Origin of the sequence: Streptosporangium sp. NBC_01469, from assembly GCF_036227305.1 — a bacterium.
Classification (GTDB): domain Bacteria; phylum Actinomycetota; class Actinomycetes; order Streptosporangiales; family Streptosporangiaceae; genus Streptosporangium.
Genome location: NZ_CP109465.1, coordinates 8,115,874 through 8,136,368, shown reverse-complemented (window position 1 = coordinate 8,136,368; position 20,495 = coordinate 8,115,874). Strand labels below are relative to the sequence as shown.

General features: G+C 69.1%; 21 protein-coding genes. 13 read left to right on the top strand and 8 right to left on the bottom strand.

Annotated features, from left to right (window positions below):
* Nucleotides 1-170: 170 nt before the first annotated feature.
* On the bottom strand, nucleotides 171-1,142 hold the full coding sequence (locus OG587_RS35395) for a threo-3-hydroxy-L-aspartate ammonia-lyase (RefSeq protein ID WP_329083114.1): 972 nt from the start codon (nucleotides 1,140-1,142) through the stop codon (nucleotides 171-173).
* A gap of 364 nt (nucleotides 1,143-1,506) precedes the next feature.
* Here OG587_RS35395 and OG587_RS35390 point away from each other — a divergent pair, with 364 nt between their 5' ends.
* The 4 genes from OG587_RS35390 to OG587_RS35375 all read left to right on the top strand — a co-directional run bounded on the left by OG587_RS35390 (nucleotide 1,507) and on the right by OG587_RS35375 (nucleotide 5,181).
* Entirely contained in the window at nucleotides 1,507-1,938 is a 432-nt protein-coding gene (locus tag OG587_RS35390) for a cold-shock protein (RefSeq protein ID WP_329083113.1), read from the top strand.
* Between the two features lie 568 nt (nucleotides 1,939-2,506).
* Nucleotides 2,507-3,331 (top strand): copper resistance CopC family protein, encoded by an 825-nt coding sequence (locus OG587_RS35385; protein WP_329083111.1) that lies wholly within the window; start codon nucleotides 2,507-2,509, stop codon nucleotides 3,329-3,331.
* Between the two features lie 143 nt (nucleotides 3,332-3,474).
* The gene (locus OG587_RS35380; RefSeq protein WP_329083109.1) at nucleotides 3,475-3,861 is read left to right on the top strand and encodes a hypothetical protein; all 387 of its coding nucleotides are present in this window, start codon (nucleotides 3,475-3,477) and stop codon (nucleotides 3,859-3,861) included.
* 9 nt (nucleotides 3,862-3,870) lie between these two features.
* Nucleotides 3,871-5,181: a hypothetical protein gene (locus tag OG587_RS35375; protein WP_329083107.1), complete on the top strand. Its 1,311-nt coding sequence runs from the start codon at nucleotides 3,871-3,873 to the stop codon at nucleotides 5,179-5,181.
* A gap of 24 nt (nucleotides 5,182-5,205) precedes the next feature.
* Here the strand turns inward: OG587_RS35375 and OG587_RS35370 are convergent, their stop codons facing one another.
* From OG587_RS35370 to OG587_RS35340, 7 genes are all read right to left on the bottom strand, one after another.
* Nucleotides 5,206-5,988 carry a S1 family peptidase gene (locus tag OG587_RS35370; protein WP_329083105.1) on the bottom strand — a complete coding sequence of 261 codons (783 nt, stop codon included), beginning with the start codon at nucleotides 5,986-5,988 and terminating at the stop codon, nucleotides 5,206-5,208.
* Between the two features lie 193 nt (nucleotides 5,989-6,181).
* Nucleotides 6,182-7,456: a cytochrome P450 gene (locus OG587_RS35365; RefSeq protein ID WP_329083103.1), complete on the bottom strand. Its 1,275-nt coding sequence runs from the start codon at nucleotides 7,454-7,456 to the stop codon at nucleotides 6,182-6,184.
* The gene (locus OG587_RS35360) at nucleotides 7,443-7,658 is read right to left on the bottom strand and encodes a ferredoxin (RefSeq protein ID WP_329083100.1); all 216 of its coding nucleotides are present in this window, start codon (nucleotides 7,656-7,658) and stop codon (nucleotides 7,443-7,445) included. Before OG587_RS35360 ends, OG587_RS35365 begins: the two co-directional genes overlap by 14 nt.
* Nucleotides 7,655-8,335, bottom strand: a complete 681-nt coding sequence (locus OG587_RS35355) for a TetR/AcrR family transcriptional regulator (protein WP_329083098.1) — start codon at nucleotides 8,333-8,335, stop codon at nucleotides 7,655-7,657. Before OG587_RS35355 ends, OG587_RS35360 begins: the two co-directional genes overlap by 4 nt.
* Before the next feature lie 558 nt (nucleotides 8,336-8,893).
* The gene (locus OG587_RS35350) at nucleotides 8,894-9,715 is read right to left on the bottom strand and encodes an alpha/beta fold hydrolase (RefSeq protein ID WP_329083096.1); all 822 of its coding nucleotides are present in this window, start codon (nucleotides 9,713-9,715) and stop codon (nucleotides 8,894-8,896) included.
* A gap of 19 nt (nucleotides 9,716-9,734) precedes the next feature.
* Nucleotides 9,735-10,304 (bottom strand): DJ-1/PfpI family protein, encoded by a 570-nt coding sequence (locus OG587_RS35345; RefSeq protein ID WP_329083093.1) that lies wholly within the window; start codon nucleotides 10,302-10,304, stop codon nucleotides 9,735-9,737.
* A 97-nt stretch (nucleotides 10,305-10,401) separates the two neighbouring features.
* Complete coding sequence (locus OG587_RS35340) at nucleotides 10,402-11,145, bottom strand: GntR family transcriptional regulator (protein ID WP_329083091.1); 744 nt, start codon at nucleotides 11,143-11,145, stop codon at nucleotides 10,402-10,404.
* A 441-nt stretch (nucleotides 11,146-11,586) separates the two neighbouring features.
* Here OG587_RS35340 and OG587_RS35335 point away from each other — a divergent pair, with 441 nt between their 5' ends.
* The 9 genes from OG587_RS35335 to OG587_RS35295 all read left to right on the top strand — a co-directional run bounded on the left by OG587_RS35335 (nucleotide 11,587) and on the right by OG587_RS35295 (nucleotide 20,432).
* Nucleotides 11,587-12,963 carry an extracellular solute-binding protein gene (locus OG587_RS35335; RefSeq protein WP_329083088.1) on the top strand — a complete coding sequence of 459 codons (1,377 nt, stop codon included), beginning with the start codon at nucleotides 11,587-11,589 and terminating at the stop codon, nucleotides 12,961-12,963.
* Entirely contained in the window at nucleotides 12,960-13,910 is a 951-nt protein-coding gene (locus OG587_RS35330) for a carbohydrate ABC transporter permease (RefSeq protein ID WP_329083087.1), read from the top strand. The genes OG587_RS35335 and OG587_RS35330 overlap by 4 nt, the downstream gene beginning before the upstream one ends.
* Complete coding sequence (locus OG587_RS35325) at nucleotides 13,910-14,821, top strand: carbohydrate ABC transporter permease (protein WP_329083085.1); 912 nt, start codon at nucleotides 13,910-13,912, stop codon at nucleotides 14,819-14,821. Before OG587_RS35330 ends, OG587_RS35325 begins: the two co-directional genes overlap by 1 nt.
* On the top strand, nucleotides 14,821-15,888 hold the full coding sequence (locus OG587_RS35320) for an ABC transporter ATP-binding protein (protein ID WP_329083083.1): 1,068 nt from the start codon (nucleotides 14,821-14,823) through the stop codon (nucleotides 15,886-15,888). The genes OG587_RS35325 and OG587_RS35320 overlap by 1 nt, the downstream gene beginning before the upstream one ends.
* The gene (locus tag OG587_RS35315; RefSeq protein WP_329083081.1) at nucleotides 15,888-16,964 is read left to right on the top strand and encodes an ABC transporter ATP-binding protein; all 1,077 of its coding nucleotides are present in this window, start codon (nucleotides 15,888-15,890) and stop codon (nucleotides 16,962-16,964) included. The genes OG587_RS35320 and OG587_RS35315 overlap by 1 nt, the downstream gene beginning before the upstream one ends.
* A 35-nt stretch (nucleotides 16,965-16,999) precedes the next feature.
* Entirely contained in the window at nucleotides 17,000-17,173 is a 174-nt protein-coding gene (locus OG587_RS35310) for a hypothetical protein (protein ID WP_329083079.1), read from the top strand.
* 76 nt (nucleotides 17,174-17,249) lie between these two features.
* Nucleotides 17,250-18,710 carry an NAD-dependent succinate-semialdehyde dehydrogenase gene (locus OG587_RS35305; RefSeq protein ID WP_329083077.1) on the top strand — a complete coding sequence of 487 codons (1,461 nt, stop codon included), beginning with the start codon at nucleotides 17,250-17,252 and terminating at the stop codon, nucleotides 18,708-18,710.
* Entirely contained in the window at nucleotides 18,707-19,195 is a 489-nt protein-coding gene (locus OG587_RS35300) for an Ldh family oxidoreductase (RefSeq protein ID WP_329083076.1), read from the top strand. Before OG587_RS35305 ends, OG587_RS35300 begins: the two co-directional genes overlap by 4 nt.
* Nucleotide 19,196: 1 nt before the next feature.
* On the top strand, nucleotides 19,197-20,432 hold the full coding sequence (locus OG587_RS35295; protein ID WP_329083074.1) for an iron-containing alcohol dehydrogenase: 1,236 nt from the start codon (nucleotides 19,197-19,199) through the stop codon (nucleotides 20,430-20,432).
* Nucleotides 20,433-20,495 lie beyond the last annotated feature (63 nt).

Here is a 20,495-nt window from a genome sequence, read left to right as displayed (position 1 = left end):
ACGCCCTCGCGGCGATACTCCGTGTGAAGGTCGGCGACGCGCGGGAACCCGGTGGCCCTCGATGACCCGCGCCCTCTTCGGAGAACACCCGAGATCCGACGGCCTGTTGCCGGCCTGCCCGCTGACATGTTCGTTTCCGTGGGAGATTCGGGACGCGGGCGGGCGGAAGGTCACGAGGCCAGCAGTGACGCGTAGCGGTCGAGGTCGACGTTGCCCCCGCTGACGATCACACCGACCCGTTTCCCGCCCAGCTGGGCGGCGAGGCCGCGGACGGCGGCCAGGCCGAGGCATCCGGTGGGCTCGACGACGATCTTCATGGCGGATCCGAAGAGCTTCATGGCGTCGACGAGATCGGCGTCGGTGGCGGTGACGATGTCGTCGACCTCGCGGCGGATGATCTCGAACGTGTGGGTGCCCAGTTGCTGGGTCTGCGCGCCGTCGGCGATGGTCTTCGGCGTGTCGATCTGGACGATGGAGCCCTGGCGCAGCGACCGCCGCCCGTCGTCGCCCGCCTCCGGCTCGACGCCGTACAGCGCGCAGCCGGGTGACAGCGCGCGGGCCGACAGCGCCGTACCGGAGAGCAGCCCGCCTCCGCCCAGGGGTACGAAGAGCGCGTCGAGGTCCCCGACCTCGTCGAACAGCTCCTTGGCGGCGGTGCCCTGACCGGCGATCACGTGGGGGTGGTCGTACGGCGGGATCAGCGTGAGACCGCGGTCGGCGGCCAGCGCGCGGCCGATCTCCTCCCGGTGCCCGGTGTAGCGGTCGTAGCGGATGACCTTCCCGCCGTACCCCTCGGTGGCGGCCACCTTCGAGGCCGGTGCGTCGTGCGGCATGATGATCGTGGCCGGGATGTCGAGCAGCCCGGCGGCCAGGGCGATCGCCTGGGCGTGGTTGCCCGAGGAGTAGGTGACCACACCGGAGCGCCGCTGCTCGGGGGTGAACCGCGACAGCGCGTTGAACGCGCCGCGGAACTTGAAGGCCCCCATCCGCTGGAAGTTCTCGCACTTGAACACCACGTCGGCGCCGACGATCTCGTTGATCCTGCGTGAGCTCAGCACGGGGGTGCGGTGGGCCTGCGGCGCGATGCGGGCGGCGGCGCTCAGGACGTCGTCGTAGGTCGGTGACGTCGGTGACTGGGACATCGGCTGCTCTCCTCGGTCGGCACGGCTACGGACTCGAAGCCTGGCATTCTCGTCGAACGGGCGGGGTGCCGGGGTGCCGGTGCCGGGTTCGCGTGCCGCCGGCGACGGTGCCGGCGCGTGACCGTTCGCGGCTTCGTGAGACGGCTTCGTGAGACGGCGTCATGAGGCGACGGTACGGAATCGGCGCGTGAGGCGATCTGATGAGAGGACCTGTGGAGCGGCGGTACGGAATCGACGGGGACACGGCGCGTCGTCCGGTCTAGCATCGGGTCGTCCGGCGTGACAGGCAGGCCGGACTCACCGGCCGGACAGTTCCGGAAGGTGAGCGCGAAGCGGTGCGATTCTCTGTGCAGGTGGTGTTGTGGTGGCAGTCGGTACGATCCTTCGTTTCGACGAGGTGCGCGGGTACGGTTTCATCGCCGCTGTCGGCGGGGGCGAGGATGTGTTCTTCCACGCCAACGACTTCGGTGAGAGCAGGCATGTCGTCCAGCCCGGTATGCGGGTGGAGTACGAGGTGATGGAGGGCGAGCGCGGCCTGAAGGTCTCGACCGTCAGCCTTCTGGATCCGCCGCCGGCCCGGCGGCCGGTCACGGCCGTGGCTCCCACGGCCACCGTCTCCTCGCAGCAACTCGGCGACGACGACGGTGTGTGCGACGTGTTGTCGGCGAAGTCCTTCAGCGGGGCGGTGACCGAGCTGCTCATCGAGCACGCGCCCACGCTGACGGGCGCGCAGATCGGGCAGGTCAGGCACCGTTTTCTGGCGTTCGCCCGGTCCCACGGCTGGGTCGACGACTGAGATCGGCCGGCGCGCCCCCGGAGGGCCGGGTCGCGGTGGCGTGATCCGGAGTGGTACGGCTCGCGCGTCCCGGAGGACGCGCGAGCCGAGGTGGGGCCCGGCCGCCGGGGCTCACGCCGCAGTGGAGCACGCCCCGGACGGAGTTGATCTGGCTCATTAAAGGGCGCAGGCCCCGTCCTTCAAGGCGAGGTAAGAGCGGCACGTCACAGGAAGTTGATCACTTCGAGTTCGTCTTGTCCTGGTCTGCGGATCAGTACGGTTCCGCCTTCGGCGCGCAGGCACTCCAGGTAGGCGTATACCTGGAGTGCCCGGTTGACGGTTTCCGGTGGTTGCCACGGTACAGCGCTCTCAACCCCTGGTCGCCGGGCTGCCGGGAGCCGCCGGTCGCCGTGGGGCGGGCACGGGACGGCGTGGCTCACAATCCTTGGCGCTCTTCGGTTGGATGCGCGCCCAAGTTCTGTTCATATGGGACAAAAGCGGCTACTCTCGACGAGAATTGACCTTGGGTGGTGGGAATCGTCCGCGGTCCCCGTGGACAGTGGGCCTTCCAGTGAGAGCAGAGGTGGCGATGGCGCGCTGGTTGGGCCAGCTGCTTGTGCTGGCCGTCGTCGCCGGCGTCGCGCTGACCGCCCTCGCGACGCCCGCGTCCGCGCACGGCCAGCTCGCGATGTCGACGCCGGCCAAGGACAGCACGGTGACCAAGCCGATGGAGTCGCTCGCGCTCTACTTCACCGAGAAGCCCGCCTCGAACGCGTACTTCACCGTCACCACCCCCAGCGGTGCCCGCGTCGACGAGCCGTGGTCGCACGGGCAGCCCGAGCGCCTCGACGAGCCGGTCACGGAGTACAACCTCGTGGACGGCAAGTGGCAGCCGAACCTCTACCACACCGGGTTCCCGGCGACCGTCCCGGTCGCCTACTGGCCGGAGCAGGGCCTGTACGTCGCCCGCTACGTGTCGGTCGCCTCGGACGGCGAGAAGGTGACCGGAGAGGTCCGGTTCACCTACGAGGGCCCGATGTCAAAGGCGCCCAAGGGCTGGAAGGCCCCCACGAACGAGCCCGACCCCGCGCTGCTCGCCACGGTGGAACCCAGCACCACCGCGTCGGCCGGACCGGCCGCGCCCGTCACCTCCCAGGCCACGCCCCAGGCCGCGGCCTCGAACGCGCCCCAGGCCACCTCGGGCTTCGACCTGTCGGTGTGGCTACTGCCCGCCGTCCTCGTCGTCGGAGCGGGGTTCATGGTGGTCCGGGCGGCCCGGCGGCCGTCGCCCCGTGGCGCGGAGGTCCGGCGACGCTCCACCGGGCCGCCCGCGAGAAGGCCTCCGGGGCGGTCCGCGGCCGCGTCGCGCAAGCCGCGGAGCGCCAAGGCGGTCAAGACCGCGAAGCGACGCTGACCTGCCCGCACTCCGGCTCCGCCGACGCGATGCAGACACGATGCCGACACCGCCGCCCCCGTACCGATTCCCCGCCCCCGCCCCCACGCCGGTTCGCCGCCCCTCGCACCGGCCTGACACCCCCACCCCCCAGGAGAACAGCCATGAAGTCCCCCCTTGCCCGCCGTCGCCCGCTGCTCGCCGCACTCATGCTCGGCGTGACCCTGCTGATGGCCATGCTTACGGCCACGGCCTGCGGCTCGCCCACCGCGGCCCCCGGCGCCTCGACGGTCAAGGAGATCACGGTGACCATCGCCGGACGGCAGGTGACGCCCCCGCCCGGACGGATCGACGTGGCCAAGGGCCAGACGGTACGGATCACCGTGACCGGTGACGCGGCCGACGTGGCACACGTCCACGGCTACGACAAGGCGGCGGACCTGAAGCCCGGCACCCCCGCGACGATCGAGTTCGTCGCCGACAAGGACGGGCTGTTCGAGGTCGAGACCCACGACTCGAAGCTGCAGCTCTTCCAGCTCGTGGTGCGCTAGGCCCGCGTGATGCTCCTGGCTCACGGCATCGGCGGCCGCCAGGACCTGCCGATCCCCTTCGAGGCCGCGCTGATCGGCGCGATCCTCGCCCTGCTGGTGTCGTTCGTGGCGCTGGGCGCCCTGTGGACCGAGCCGCGGCTGGGCGGTGGCGTCCGCCGCCCGCTCGCCGCCCTCGTCCAAAAGACGGTCTCCGCGCGGGCGTGGCCGTGGTTCTGGCGCGTCGCCGGGCTCGTCGCCGGGGCGTACTTCTGCGTGGGCCTGCTCTTCGGCCCCGACCGGGTCGAGAACCCCACCGCGGGAGTGTTCTACGTCCTGTTCTGGGTTGGCCTGGTGCCGCTCTCGCTGCTGTTCGGGCCGGTGTGGCCGGTCCTCAACCCGCTGCGGACGCTGCACCTGCTGGCCTGCCGGGGACTCGGACGCGACCCCGAGACCGGGATGCGCCCGCTGCCGGAGGGAATCGGCTACTGGCCCGCGGCGGGCGGTCTCCTGGCCTTCGTCTGGCTGGAACTGGTCGCCCCCGAACGGGCCACCCTGCCGGTCATCGGGGCCTGGCTCGCCGTGTACGTCGTGTTCATGCTCGGGGGAGCGGTGCTCTTCGGGTCACGCTGGTTCGACCACGCGGACGCGTTCGAGGTCTACAGCACCCTCGTCGGCCGGCTCGCCCCGGTGGCCAGGCGCCCCGACGGTGTCGTGACCTGGCGCAACTCGCTCGACGGGATGGCCGGGCTCCGGCCGGTGCCGGGGCTGACGGTGCTGGTGGTGGTGCTTCTGGGCTCCACCATGTACGACAGTCTCTCCAACGCCCCGATCTGGGTGCGCCTCGTGCAGGAGAGTTCGGTGCCGGCGCCGGTCACGGGGACGGTGGGCCTGCTCACCGTCATCGGCCTGGTGCTCGCGGCGTACCGCGGGGCGACCGCGCTGGCCGGCCGCTGGGGTGCGGCGGAGCCGGGGACGACGGCGGGCGAGCTCGCCCACGCGGTCGTCCCGATCGCCGTCGGGTATGTGGTCGCCCACTACTTCACCCTCCTGCTCCTCGAAGGGCAGCGGACCCTCGCCCTGCTCTCCGACCCGCTGGACACCGGCGCCAACTGGCTGGGCACCGCGGGGTGGACCGTCCAGGCGATCGGTACCTCCCCCGCCGGGATCGCCATGCTTCAGGTGACGGTCATCATCGTCGGCCACGTGCTCGGCACCGTACTCGCCCACGACCGCGCGCTGGCCCTGTTCCCGCGCCGGACCGCCGTCATCGGGCAGATCCCCCTTCTCGTGCTGATGGTGGTCTACACGGTGGTGGGCCTGTTCCTCCTCTTCGCGGGCTGACCGTCCCGCTACCGGACCGTCCCGCTACCGGACCGTCCCGCTACCGGACCGGACGGGATCGGTGGAGGCCGGTGCCGGGGTCGGCCTCGGAGCCGACGTGGCAGGCGTCGTGGGGAGGTCCCAAGGACGCGGGTCCTCCTTGGAGGCCACCACGACCACCATGCTCGTGTCCACTCCGATGGACTTGACGATGTTCCGGGTCGCCGCGGCGTACCTGGACAGGATGACGACCTTGTTGCTCTGCACGTCGACGTAGCGGACGCTCCCGGAGGTCGGGTGGGCGGGCAGGGTGTCGTCGAGTTTCTGTTTGAGTGCCCTGAGCGTCGCCAGTGACGCGCGGACGACCTTGGCCCTGGCGCCCGCGGAGACGATCCTCGGAACGTCGCCGGCACTGGTGGTGGCGATCACGAGGGTCTGCGCGATGATCCCCGTGAACCAGGAGCCGCCGAAATGGTCGCCGAGCTCCTCGCGCAACTGTGCCTCGATCGGTGCCAGCCGGGCCTCGTTGAGCAGCCGGGCCTCGGCCTGCTCCCTGGTGAGACCGAGGTCGCGCTGGAGCGCCTCGATGACTCCCGGCGGCGGGCTCACCACGACGGGGGCGCTCGGTTTTCTGGTCGGGGTGACGGGGGGGCGGGGAGGCGGGGCGAGCGCGGTGCCCACCGTCCGGGGCCTGGTGAGGGCGGGAAGGGGGGACAGGGCGAGTGCGGCGCCTGCCGCCCAGTGCGCGGCGACGGCCGGAAGGGTCGTCAGGGCGAGCGCGGTGATCGCCAGGACGCACCCCGTGGTGGCGATATGGCTGCGGGACATGTGATCTCTCCTCGGCCTCTTTCGAAGCGTGAGGGGGGAGGTCGCTCCACATCGCCGATTGGTCGTGCGATACGGACATCGTCACCCTAATGCAGCCGCCGTCGATTCCGGCCGCGAACGCCGGTCGCCACGCGGGCCGGATGAGCCCGGGTGGCGACGCTCCTGTTCAACGCGGATACGCCCCGGGCCGCGGTCAGCCGACGCGGAGCGGTAGTGTGCGCGGTCCCCGGACCTGGCCCGTCGCCCAGGTCACCGCCGCCGGGTCGTCGAGGCTGAAGTCCGGGATCCGCTCCAGCCAGACCTCAAGGGCGACCTGCAGTTCCATGCGGGCCAGGTGGGAGCCCACGCAGCGGTGGATGCCCAGGCCGAACGCGGCGTGCCGGTTGACCTCGCGGTCGATGACGACCTCGTCCGCCCGGTCGAACTGGGCCTGGTCGCGGTTGGCCGCCGGGAACGACAGCAGGATCCAGTCGTCGGCCTTCATGTCGACGCCGTTCCAGTGCATGTCCTCCTTGACCAGCCGCGCCATCGTGACCGGCGCGTAGGCCCGGAGGAACTCCTCCATCGCGGTCGGCAGCAGGGCGGGCTCGGCGACCAGGCGCTCGCGGTCGGCCGGTGTCTTGGCCAGGTGCCACAGCGACGCGCCGATCGCGCTCCACGTCGTGTCGATGCCGGCGATGAGCAGCAGCGCCATCGTGCCCGCCACGTGGAGCGACTCCAGCTTCTGGCCGTACAGTTCCGCGTTGACGAGGTAGGTCGTGAGGTCGTCGCGCGGGTTGTCGACGTGGTCGCGGATCTGCGCCAGCAGGTAGTTGAACAGTTTCTCCATCCGGGGGATGCGCTCCTCGGGCGGCAGGTTGACGCCCTCCAGCGCGTTCTCGACGAATTCACGGAACTGTGGCCCGTCCTCGGGCGGGAAGCCCAGCATGTCGCCGATGACACGCATCGGGATGTGCTGGGCGTAGTCACGGGCGGCGTCGACGACGTCCTGCCCCTCCAGCGCGTCGATGAGCGAGTGGCAGAACGCTCGCGTCGCCTGCTCCTGCCTGGCGACCACCGTCTTGGTGAACATCGGCAGCAGCAGCTTGCGCGCGTCATGGTGGAAGGGCGGGTCGGAGGAGATCGGCGGCGTGCCGCCCACCGGCGCCACCTCGCGTGGCGGCCGGAAGTTGCTCATGATGACCGACCGGGAGGAGAAGCGCTCCGTGTCGTAGGCGATGGCCGCGACGTCCTCGTAGCGGGTCGGCAGCCAGCCGCCGCCGAACCGGTCGGTGTGCGCGATCGGGCAGCGCTGCCGCAGGTCGTCCTGGATCGGGTACGGGTCGGCCGCCCACTCCGGCTCGGTGTGGGAGAAGTCGGTCGCCCAGTCCGAGACCGGTCCGGTGATCACCTCATTGCGCACGCCGTCGGGGCGGTCTCGTAGCCTCTCCGTGAATTCCTGCTGGCCGAAGCGGTCATCGACCGTCATGTCGCGCCTCCTGGAGGATCTCGATCGTTCTTTCCGGACAGTTCGCCGCCGCCCGGCGCGCCGCCTGCTCCTCGTCCGGCGGTACGACGCCGTCGCCGACGACATGCCCGTAGCCCTCGTCGTCCTCGCCGAACAGGCCGGGGGCGAGGGCGTAGCAGCGACCGTGTCCCTGGCACCCCTCGGGGTTGATCTTTACTTTCACCGTGGAGCTCCCCTCTGTACTGCGGTGTCGGCGGGCGCCGAGGTCTGTGCAGCCGTACTGTCGGCGGGCGCCGAGGTCTGTGCCGTGCTGTCGGCGGGTGCCAGGGCGGCGACGATACGGGTGAGCAATGCGGCCCACTCCTCCTCGTCGACCGCGTGCAGGTCCGGTGTGACGAGCGCGCTGCCCATCGCGAGCAGCAGACAGAAATGTGACAGCGCGTCCGGCGACAGCGCGCCGTCCAGTTCGTCGCCGTCCTGGGCGGCGCGGACGAGCCCGGCGAGCCGCTCGGCGCGTTCGCCGACGTAGTCGCGCATCGGCCGGGCGACGTCCTCGTCACGGCGTGCCGCCACGAGCGCCTCGACGATGAGATAGCCGTGGGCGTCGCGCCGGCGCGGGAGCCCGCGGCCGGCGGCGGCCAGTAGCTCCGTGATCGACCGGTCCGGATCGGCGGCGAACAACTTGGCCAGCAGCTGCGGCCCATGCGCGCGCAGCGCGGCCACCAGCAACTCGGCCTTCGAGCCGAAGTGCGCGTACAGGGCGCCGTTGCTCACCCCCGCGGCCGCGGCGATGTCGGCCACGCGCGTGCCGTCATAGCCTCGCCGGGCGAAGGCCTCGGCCGCCGCTCCCAGCAGCCGCTCGCGTGTCTCGGCGGCGGTGACGCCTGCGATACGCCCCATACATCAATTAAAAGAACGTTCATTTGATATGTCAACAGTGGTGTGGGTCCCCGGGGAAGTTGTCTGGGGCCCTTGCAGATGTCAGTACGGCACACGAGTTGTCAGTGGACTTGGCAGTGAGTCATCGGGGATGGCAGTAGACGCGTGTACGACAGGAGGTTCAGCCCGTGGCATCTGGCCGTATCCCCCGGCGTTTGACGTTGGTGGTCGAGCCGCAGCCGGGTGAGTCGTTCGCCTCTTGGGTTGATCGGATAGCGGTGGGGGCCAGTTGGCCGGCCGCGTGGCCTGTCCCGCACACGCGTACCTGCCCTGTTGCAATGCGGCGCGATCGTTAGCGGGAGTGTTTGCGATCAACCGATCTCGACGGACCCGCATCGCCAGCGACCCGTGTCGAAACGCCGCCCTGGCCACCGCCGCCGTCTGCTCGGGAACAACCGGCAGCCCACTGAACCAGACAGGGCTCTGGAACCGGGGGCAGGATCACAGGACACTCAACCGGAACGCACCCTTCCAGGCCCCAACGATCATTATCAACGGGCTGCGGACCTGTCGCAGCGATCAGTGACCTCGTTCCCGGCCGAGGAAGCACGACAGGAGTCGCCTGAAGTCGTGCGGGTGCTCGAGCGCCGGCACGTGCCCGCATCGGCCGAGCACGTACAGACGGACATCGGCCAGGTGTTCGAGCAGGGGCAGGGCTGCCGTCCCGAGCGGGGTGACTCGGTCCTCGGCGCCGTGGACGAGCAGCACGGGCGCGCGGATCCCTGCCAGCGTTTGCGCCGAGAGGGTGAGCTCGTCGGCCCAACGTGCCCTGGGTGGAGGGAACAACGACGCGAATGCGGCCGCCCCGGCTCGCATCGCGGCCGCACGGGCAGCGACGGCCGACTCGGTCACGAGCGCTTGGTCGAGGACGAGGCGACTCAACATGTCTCGTGCCCCGAGCGGGCCGGCGGGGGCGGCCCAGAGCGCGTCGAGCTCGGCGGACAGCGGCGCCCCGGGGGCGCCCATCGTCGAGACCGCCACGACACGGGTGACCTGCTGGGGACGCGCGGCCGCCAACGCCAGCGCCACGGCACCGCCCATGGAGTGGCCCACCACGGCGTAGTGCTCGACACCGAGAGCATCCATCAGGCCCGCGGCCTGCTCCGTCCACAGCCGGAGCCCACCCCTGGAGCCCGCCGGGATTGGTGTACGGCCGAACCCGGCCTGGTCAGGGGCCACCAGGTGCCAGGACGTGCCCAGCGCCTGTGCCGTCGTCGCCCAGGCACCGGATCCGGTCGTACCGGGTCCGGAGCCGTGCAGCATCAGCACCGCGGGCCCGGTGCCGCTCTCCAGGACGTGGACGGGGGAGCCGTCGACTGTGACGGTCCGAAGTGCCGTCACCGAGACAGGTCCGGTGTGCTCATGCCGATGCGGAGTTGACGGACTTCGAAAAGACCTCCATCATCGCCCTGCCGAATTGCGGCATGTCGGGCCACCCCCGGCAGGAGACGAGGTTGCCGTCCACGACGTCGGGAGCGTCGACGACCGTCGCGCCCGCGTTCTCCATGTCACCGGTGATGGGGGGGAAGCACGCCGTCTTTCGACCCTTCAGCAGCCCGTACACAGCTGGCACCTGCGCGCCGTGGCACACCAGCGCGATCGGGAGGTCGCGCGCGAAGAAGTGCTCGGTGATGCGCCTGACGTCGGCGTCGACCCGGATCCACTCGGGGGCACGTCCCCCAGGGATGATGAGGGCGTCATAGCGCTCGACGTCGACCTCGGCCCAGGGCACGTCGACCGGCAACTTCCGGCCGTTCTTCTCCACGTAGGCGTCGGAGTTGGGGTCGAACTCGTGGATGACCAGCTGAACGTCACGCATCGTCCGTGACGAGACGTCAACGTCCCAGCCGCCCTCCTGCACGCGATAGTAGGGATACATGGTGTCGAGCTCCTCGGCGGCGTCGCCGGTCAGGAGCAGCGCTCTGGGCACCTGCTTCTCCTCGCATCTGGAGCGGGTGAGGTGGATCCGATCCGATCCGATCCGATCCGATCCGGTTGAGTTAGCATTCCTCGGCCCAGCCCGCCCGTCAAGCCTTTACCGCCATTCCGTCCGCGCCCTCGGCCTCGTCGAACAATCGTCGGAACCGCTCGCCGGACAGCAGGATGTGCCGACGCATGGCGTAGGCGGCGGCGTCGGGGTCACGCGCGGCGATCGCGGCCAGAACCTCTTCGTGCTCGGCCATGGCCAGGTGAGTGACCTGGGTGTCGTGGAGAAGCCGGAACAGGTGCACGTGCGTGTGCAGGCGGGCGAGCGCTTCGCGGATGACCTGGTTCCCCGCGCTCAGGGCGACGAGATCGTGAAAAGCGGCGTCGCGTAGCCCGAAGGCGCCATAGGCCATGGGCCCGTCGCCCCCCTCCAGCTCCGCCATCTCCTCCAGCATTCGTCGCAGACCGGCCACCTGCTTCGAGGATGCGCGTTCGGCGGATCTGCGCGCCGCCGCCGGCTCGAGGAGCAGGCGGATCTCAAGCATGTCCTCGAATCGGTCACGGGTGATCTGGGGGGGAATGCGATAGCCGGCATGGGGCACACGCACGACCAGGCCCTCGGCCTCCATGCGGTTCAGAGCGTCTCGGATCGGCGTCTGCGAGACCCCCAGCTCTCGCGCCAGGGCGTCGATCGTGACGCGGGAGCCAGGCTCGATCCGTAGCGACATCAGCTGTCCGAGCAGCGTGTCGTACACCTCGTCGGCAAGCCGGCCGCGAGATCTTCCCGGCGGCGTTCCGCCCGTCATGGCCTCACGGCGCCGCGCGATCATCACTTCGTCGTCCATCGTGACGTGAGGTCCTTTCCTGCGTCTTCGAGAACTTGTTGACATCGGTCGCAACGCTGCGGGATATTGACGCTCCCATTCGGATCGTATAGGAAAGGTGGCGGATGCCACCCATCCTTCACCCATCGCGGAACCGCCCGCCATCGCTCCGCTTCGATCAGCTGGAGCTCCCATGAGCATGCTCGACGTCCTACTCGATTCGCCACCGGGCCGCACCAGGACCGAAGGACTTCTCGACTGCCTGAAGCCCCATTACATCGCGGCGTACTCGTGACGCCGGTCTGCGGGTCAGCCCCTGCGACAGCCGGCAACACGCCTGAACAACCCAGCAACCGCTCGGCGAAGCACGCAGCAAGGCTCCAGAGGCCCACCCCCCAGAAAGCAGGCAAGAAGATGCGGTATCCACAGCGAACAGGACGACTGTCCGTTCCCCGTCGAAAGGTGCAGCTGGCGACGGCGGCCATGCTGGTGGCCACGACCATGGCGGCTTGCGGCCAGGACGACGGCGCGAAGGCGAGCGCCCCCAAGGCGCCGGCGACCATCCCGGAGCTCACCAAGGACCCGCTGACCCTCAGCTTCATCTGGTTCGACTGGCCCCCCGCCCACGCGCTGGAAGCCTTCGCGAACGCGGAGTACACCAAAGAGCGGTCGAACGTGACCATCAAGGTCAACACCGTGCCGAACGCGAACTGGCACGACGCGATGTTCACCCAGTTCGCAGCGCACAAGACCGACTTCGACATCCCGATCCTGGACTCGCAGCACATCGGCGAGGCCGTGACGAACGGCAACATCCTCGACCTCACCGACTTCGTCAAGAAGAACATCGACGTCAAGGCCTACAACCCGTACCTCCTGGCGGCCTACGGCCAGTACCCCCAGGCGGAGACCGGCAAGCGCGACGAAAACGCCAGCATGTACGGACTGCCGCTGCTCGGCGACACCTGGACGATGATCTACCGCAAGGACCTGATCGGCGACAAGCCACCGCAGACGTGGGACGAGATGATCTCAGTCGCCGAGAAGTGCCAGGCGGACAACCCTGGCGTCAGCGGGCTGGCTTTCCACCAGGCCAACGGCTCCGACGCCGCGGCCGTAACCTACAACACGGTCAACGGCGTCTACGGCGGCAACCTCTGGGACTCCAAGACGCGCAAGATCGAGGGCGTCATCAACGACACTGCGGGCCAGGAGGCGATGGACGTCCTGGTCAACAAGATGAAGCCGCTGACCGCCAAGGGCTCCGGCAACTGGTTCATCGACGAGGTGAACGCGGCGGTCGCCCAGGGCAAGGCATGCATCGCGTTCAACTGGATCGCCGCGAGCGGCGGCCTGCTTGACCCGAAGCAGTCGACGCTCGGCACCACGCGGGAGCAGATTCTCGACAAGCTGGGTTTTGCCACCCTGCCGAGCCAGAAGACGAACCTGGTGCCTCTCGGCGGCATGGGGATGCACGTGTCGGCCTACTCCCCCGCGGCGAACCAGGCGGAGGCCCTGAACTTCATGAAGTGGTTCGAGCAGGCCGACATCCAGAAGAAGTGGGCCGCGGCCGGTGGCGTGCCGGCGCGTACGGACGCCCTGGAGTCGTCCGAGTTCCTCAATGCCGGGCCGTTCAACCAGGTGTACGCCGACTCGGTCTCGCGGATGCGGGACATGTGGAACGTGCCCGAGTACGCGCGCCTCGTCGACATCGAGAACACCAACGTGAACGCGGCTCTGAACGGCGCGAAGACGCCGAAGGACGCGCTCGACGACATCGCCAAGGAGCAGCAGGGCGTACTCGACTCCGGCAACCGCAAGGGCGGCGGCGGACTGTGAGTGACCCCGTCCCTCTGACGACCGACCACCCCGGGCAGGTGGCGTCCGCGACGCCGCCCGCACCGGGGTGGTCCCGCCGGTTGAGCGACCGCGGGCTCGCCGTGGCCTTCATCTCCCCGGCGCTGCTGCTGTTGCTCGCAATGTCGGTGTTCCCGTTGCTGTGGGCGTTGTACCTGTCTTTCACCGACTACTCGGCCACCCGCGGGGGGCCGGCCCATTTTGTCTGGTTCGAGAACTACACCGCCATCCTGACGTCGGCGCAGGTCCACCTGAGGGCCTTCACGACGTTGATCTACGTGGTCGGCGCGGTCGCCCTGCAGACCGTGCTCGGATTCACCATCGCCTACCTGATCTCACGGCGCACGCATGGGCGAGGACTGCTGACCACTCTGTTCCTGGTTCCGATGATGCTGTCGCAGGTCGTGGTCGGGCTGTTCTGGAAATTCATGCTCGACGCGCAGTTCGGCGTGATCAACAGCATGCTCGGCTCGCTCGGCCTGGGGCAGGTGGAGTGGCTCACCCGGCAGCGGACGGCATTGATCTCCCTGATCGTGGTCGACACCTGGCAATGGACGCCGTTCATCATGCTCATCGCACTCGCGGGTCTTACCGCGGTCCCCAAGTACCTGTACGAGGCCGCCTCGATCGACCGGGCGTCCGAGTGGTTCCGGTTCCGGTTCATCACTCTTCCGCTGGTGTGGCCGCTACTCCTCATCGCCGTGTTGTTCAGGGCCATCGAGGCCTTCCGGCTGTTCGACCTCGTCTACATCCTCACCAGCGGGGGTCCGGGGGTCTCCACCGAGACGTTGTCGTTCCACGTCTACAAGGTCGCGTTCCTGGGCTTCAACACCGGAACCGCCTCGGCGTACGGGATCCTCATGGTCGTCATCGTCATCGTCCTCACGCAGCTCTACCTGCGCTACTTGAACAAGCTCAAGGAGGACTGATGGCCCTCTCCGTCGACGAGGCCGTGTCCCCAGGTCCTGTCCGGGATCGCACGCCCGCCGCGCGCCGCTTCGGTTTTCGGGGCAGCTCCGTGCTGGAGATCGCGCTGCTGACCGTGCTGGCCGTCGTGATGCTCTTCCCGGTGCTGTGGATGATCGAGACGTCCATCAAGGAGAACCGGGACGTCTACGCCATCCCGGCCAAGTTCTTCGACTTCACGGTCACTCTGGACCATTTCAAGGACGTGTTCGTCGCCTCCGGCGGCGGTCGTTCGACCTTGTCCGTCGCGTTCCTCAACTCCGTCGTGGTCGCCGGGGTCTCCACGGTGCTGGCCACCGTGCTGGGGGTCCCGGCGGCCTGGGCCTACTCGCGCTTCTCCGTGAAGGCCAAGAAGGGCCAGCTGTTCTTCATCCTGTCCACCCGCTTCATGCCGCCCGTGGTGGTCGTGATCCCGATCTTCCTCATGTACCGCCAACTCGGACTCATCGACACCAAGCTCGGCCTGATCCTCATCTACGCCGCGTTCAACGTCCCGTTCACGATCTGGATGATGAAGGGGTTCGTCGACGAGGTGCCTGCGGAGTACGAGGATGCCGCCATGCTCGACGGCTACACCCGCTTGCAGGCGTTCTGGAAATTCACCCTTCCCCTGCTCGTGCCCGGTATCGCCGCGACGGCGGTCTTCGCCCTCATCTTCTCGTGGAACGAGTTCGTGTTCGCCATCTTCCTTACCTCCAGTGACACCGTGCGGACGGCCCCACCCGCCATCGCCGGTCTCATCGGTGGAACCACTGTGGACTGGGGTCTCGTGGCCGCCGCCTCCGTGGTGTTCGCCCTACCGGTGCTCGTCTTCGCCTACCTGGTGCGCAAGCACCTCATCGCTGGTGTGACGCTCGGGGCGGTGCGACGCTGATGGCGGGCATCGAGGTGACCGCCCTGCACAAGCGCTACCCGGACGGGACGGTCGCGGTTGATCACGTGGACCTGTCCGTCGGCGACGGCGAGCTGTTCGTGATGCTCGGCCCTTCGGGTTGCGGCAAGACGACCACGCTGCGGGCCATAGCCGGCCTGGAGAGGCAGACGACGGGCGACATCCGCATCGGCGACACGCTGGTCAACGACCTGCCGCCCGCCGAGCGCGACATCGCCATGGTGTTCCAGTTCTACGCTCTCTACCCGCATCTGAGAACCCGCGACAACCTGGCGTTCCCACTGCGGGCCGAGGGACTGCCCAAGTCGGAGGTGCACGAGCGGGTCGACGAGGCCGCCCGGCTGATGCGGCTTGGTCCGCTCCTGGACCGGCGACCGCACCGGCTGTCCGGCGGGGAGCAGCAGCGCGTCGCGCTTGCTCGCGCCCTGGTGCGACGACCGCGCGCATTCCTCATGGACGAACCTCTCACCAATCTGGACGCGGAGCTGAGGGCGGACATGCGCACGGAGATCAAGCACCTGCAGGGGGAGCTGGGGACGACGATGGTCTACGTCACCCACGACCAGGTCGAGGCGATGTCGCTCGGTCACAGAATCGCCATCCTCAACAAGGGCCGCGTCGAGCAGATCGGCACGCCGCTGGAAGTCTACGACCGTCCGGCGAGTCTTTTCTGCGCCGCGTTCATCGGCTCCCCGCCGATGAACCTGATCGAGGTGGAGGTGGCCGACGGGAAGCTGCGCAGTCAGAGCGGACTGGTCCTCACGCCACCGCCAGGCCTGCCGCGCGACCGTCGCCTGGTCGCAGGCGTCCGGCCGGAGGCGCTGGAAGTCACAGAACCAGGGGCGGAACGTTCGGTCCCGGCCCGCGTGGTCTCGGCGGAGTGGCTGGGCGACGAAATCATCTACGTGGTTGACCACGGCGGCCAGCGCGACGTACGGGTTCGGATGCCACCGACTGTCCGTTTCGCCGCTGACGCACCGGTCGGGCTGCGGCACACCGGCGGGCCCCCGGTGGTCTACGACGTGAGCACGGAAGAGCTGGTGGCCTGATGGGAACCGTGGCAGTGCACGGATTGTGCAAGTCCTTCGGCAAAGTCCAGGCTCTGGACGACGTGACGCTGGAGGTGCCGGACGGCTCGTTCTTCGTCGTGCTCGGGCCCTCCGGGGCAGGCAAGACGACGACCCTGCGAGCGATCGCCGGCCTTGACAGGCCTGACGCCGGGTCGGTGCATCTGGACGGGAGGGACGCCACCGGTGACACCCCGGCCGCACGCGACCTGGCCATGGTCTTCCAGAGCTACGCCCTCTACCCGCGACACACGGTGTACGAGAACATCGCTTCGCCGCTGCGGGCACGCCGCTGTTCTTCGAGCGAGGTCGCCGCCGCCGTCGAGCGGATGTCGAGCCTGCTGCACATCGAACGTCTGCTGCAGCGTCGTCCCGCGCAGTTGTCGGGCGGTGAGATGCAGCGTGTCGCCCTGGCCCGGGCGCTGGTCCGTCGCCCGCGCGCGTTTCTCATGGACGAGCCGCTGACGAACCTCGACCTCAAGCTCCGCGTCGAGATGCGCACCGAGCTCACCCGCATCCACCGGAGCCTCGGGGCGACCTTCGTCTACGTGACCAACGACCAGGTCGAGGCCCTGTCCATGGCCGACCAGGTCGCGGTCCTCAAGGAGGGGAAGGTGCAACAGGTCGGAACGCCGACCGAGGTGTACGAGCGGCCGGCCAACCAGTGGGTCGCAGGCTTCGTCGGGAGCCCGTCGATCAGCCTGCTCGCCTGCCACGCCGAGGGAGATCGTCTGGTCGGGGCGGAAGGCTGGACGCTGCCGCGGCCCCGCTGGACCACGGCTGAGGACGGTCGTCCGCTGCTGCTGGGCCTGCGCGCGGAGGACCTGTCCGTCGAGCAGCGTGGGAACGCGTCGTTGTCGGGTGAGCTCTACGGCCTTGAGCCGCTCGGTGACCGAACGGTGGTCGACGTCCGAGTGGGGACGGAGATCCTCAAGGTCAAGGCACGACCCACCGTCACCGGTACGCCGGGCGAGCGGCTGCTTGTCACGGTCGACCTGGACCGTGCGCACCTGTTCGATGCGGGCACCGGGCTGGCGCTGTCCGAGGCCGGGAGGTAACCGCGCAGGGCGGCGACGTCAACATGCGCCCGCACGTGGCGATCGAGCCTCGGCGGACCGTCACCGGTGAGCACGGCCTGACGACGCTGAAGCAGCCATGGCCCGAGAAGGCGATCGGTGGCGCGGGGCGTCGCCCCGCAGCCAGGGCCCCAGGTCTAACGGCCACGTTCGACCCGCTCGGCGACCTCGACCCCGACGAGGCCGTGTGACCCGTTCGTCAACGCGCGTGGCGCGATCGCCGAGGTCACGCTGAACATCACCAAGAACATCACAGGAGGCGACGCAATGAGTGACCCGATGAACGTCCTGGCCCCCGAGCACCGGCGGCTCCGGATTGGCGACGCCTGGCGCGATGCCGCCGGCGGAGCCACCTTTGTCGTCGAGGACCCGGCCACCGGCAAGACCATCGCCGAGGTGGCGGACGCCGGCGTCGTTGACGGGCTCGCCGCTCTGGACGTGGCGAGCAAGGCAATGGCGGAGTGGGCGGCGACCCCGCCGCGAAAACGGTCAGAGTTGTTGACCGCGACGTACCGGGCACTGACCGAGCGATCCGAGGAGGTCGCCCGGCTGATAACGCTCGAGATGGGCAAGCCGCTCGCCGAGGCTCGGGGAGAGGTGGCCTATGGCGCCGAGTTCTTCCGTTGGTTCGCCGAGGAGGCGGTGCGCGTCGAGGGGCGCTACAACACCGCTCCCGCTGGTGGGTATCGCATCCTCACCGTGCCGAAGCCGGTCGGACCGTGCGTCTTCGTGACACCCTGGAACTTTCCGTTGGCCATGGGTGCCCGCAAGATCGCTCCTGCGCTGGCGGCGGGCTGCACGACGATCACCAAGCCAGCGGCCCAGACGCCACTCACCATGCTGTTCCTGGCCCGCATCATGGAGGAGGTCGGCGTTCCCCCGGGCGTCGTCAACGTCGTGACAACCAAGCGTGCCGGCGAGGTGGTCTCAGCACTGCTGGCCGACCGTCGGACCCGCAAGCTTTCGTTCACCGGGTCGACCGAGGTCGGGCGCGTGCTGCTACGACAGGCGGCGGACAACGTGCTGCGCACCTCCATGGAACTGGGCGGCAACGCGGCCTTGATCGTGTGTGCCGACGCGGACCTGGACGTCGCGCTCGACGGTGCCATGGTGGCCAAGATGCGCAACATCGGGGAGTCCTGCATCGCGGCCAACCGAATCTACGTCGAGGAGCCGGTGCGCGAGGAGTTCACGGCGCGCTTCGCCGAGCGGATGGGCGCGCTCTCGGTGGGCCATGGTCTCGACGACGGCGTGGACGTCGGGGCGTTGATCGACGAGGCCTCGGTCACCAAGATCGACGAGCTCGTCACCGACGCGGTCAATCGCGGCGCCCGTGTCTTGGTGGGCGGCGAGCGTCCGGATGGGCCGGGCCACTTCTACCCGCCTACGGTCCTCGTCGACGTGCCCGAAGACGCGCGGATGCTGGAGGCGGAAATCTTCGGCCCGGTGGCGCCGATCATCTCGTTCACGTCCGACGACGAGGTAATGGCGAAGGCCAACGACACCGAGCACGGCCTGGTCGGATACGTCTTCACCCGTGACCTCCAGCGGGCGCTCCGGTTCACCGAGGGGCTGGAGACGGGGATGGTCGGCATCAACCGTGGTCTGATCTCGGACCCGTCGGCTCCGTTCGGAGGCGTGAAGCAGTCCGGGATCGGCAAGGAGGGGTCGCACGAGGGCATCCTTGAGTACCTCGACGTCACCTACGCGGCGATCGACCTACCGTGACCGGCCCGCTGCTCCGGGTGCCCGCCGAGGATCACCGCGCCCTGTGCACACATGACCTGACCGGCCTCCACCCGTGGGGCGGGACCCGGGCCATGGTCGGCACGAATCCGCCGGCACCCGGGGACGCCGTCGACTCCGCCGGTGTGCGCGCCACAGACGCGGCCGCGGCGGTGGATGGGGCGATCAGCCCTTTCGGCGGTCCCAAAGGCTACGCCCTCGGGCTCATGATCGAGGTGCTGGTCGCGACCTTGACTCGTACCGCCCTTGGCGACGATGTCCGCGGGACCCTCGACCCGACTGGCCCGCCCACCAAGGGCGACGTCTTCATCGCGATGGAGCCGAGGGCGCCCGGGCACGACCGAGTCTGGGAGCCCGGCGCGCGCCTGCGCCACCCGGCAGCCAAGCTTGCCGACGCCGTTCCGGTCTCGCAGGTGACCTGGACGTCCGCCCAGCAAATCACCGCCGACGTTCCAGAGAGGCACTGACATGCTTGAGACCGTCCGCGGACCACGCCAGCTGATAGTGGGCGAAGGGGTCGCGCAGAACATCCCACGAGTGGTGGCCGAGTGTGGCTCGCGAGTCCTCATCGTGACCGACCGGGTTCTTCTGGGGCAGCCGGGCGTGGCCGAGATCGTGGCCGCCGTGCGGGAGAAGGTCGAAGTCGTCGGGGTGTTCGCCGACGCGACTCCGGACGTGCCACTCGCCGATGTCGCCCTGGCCGTCTCGGTCGCCGCAGAGGTGGACGCCGACGTAATCCTCGCCATCGGGGGTGGCACGGTGATCGACCTCGCCAAAATCGTCGGCGTCATCCGGCGCCACGGTGGGACGCCGCGCGACTTCTACGGCGAGTCGAAGGTGCCGGGGCCGACGATTCCTCTCGTCGCGGTCCCGACGACGTCAGGCACCGGCTCCGAGCTCACGCCCGTCTCGGTGTTGACCGACCCGGACCGCGAGCTGAAGGTGGGGGTCTCCAGCGTCCACATCGTGCCCGACTTCGCCATCGTCGACCCCGAGCTCACCTACACCTGCCCTGCGACCGTCACTGCCCACTCCGGCATCGACGCGTTTTGTCACGCGGTGGAGAGCTACACCGCGCGACCCCGGGCCCACGGACCGCGCGACCCGGTGGAGCAGGTCTTCCTCGGCCGCAACCCGATCACCGATCACTACGCGCTCCTGGCCGCGGAGCGGATCGCCCGCAGCTTGCCCCGTGTCGTCAGGGACGGAGGCGACAAGGACGCGCGCGCGGACATGTCCTATGGGTCCATGCTGGCCGGGCTCGCATTTTCCCACGCGGGCAACGCGGCTCCGCACGCCCTCCAGTACCCCATCGGCGCAGCCACCCACACGCCGCACGGCCTGGGCGTCGGGCTGCTGCTGCCCTACGCGCTGGACGCGGCCAGGGATGCCATCGGCGACCGGTTGGCCATCCTCGCCGGGGTGTGCGGGCTCGACGTGACCGACGCCTCGGATGCCGAGGCCGCAGATACGTTCCTCACCTGGCTCGACGGGCTCCTTGCCGACATCGGCATCCCTACCACCTTGGCGGACATCGGTGTGGCACGCGCCGACCTCCCGCGCTTCGCGGAGATGGCCAGTGGCGTCACCCGCTTGATCCAGAACCATCCAGGCCCGACCGACACCGCCAGCCTGACTGCGATCCTCGAAGCGGCCTGGATCGGGGACCGGACCCGACACGTCCTGACTCCGGAGCAGAGATAGTGACGGGCCTTTCACATGACGACGAGTTCCCTGCCCCACCCTGGGTATCGGAATTGTCGGCTA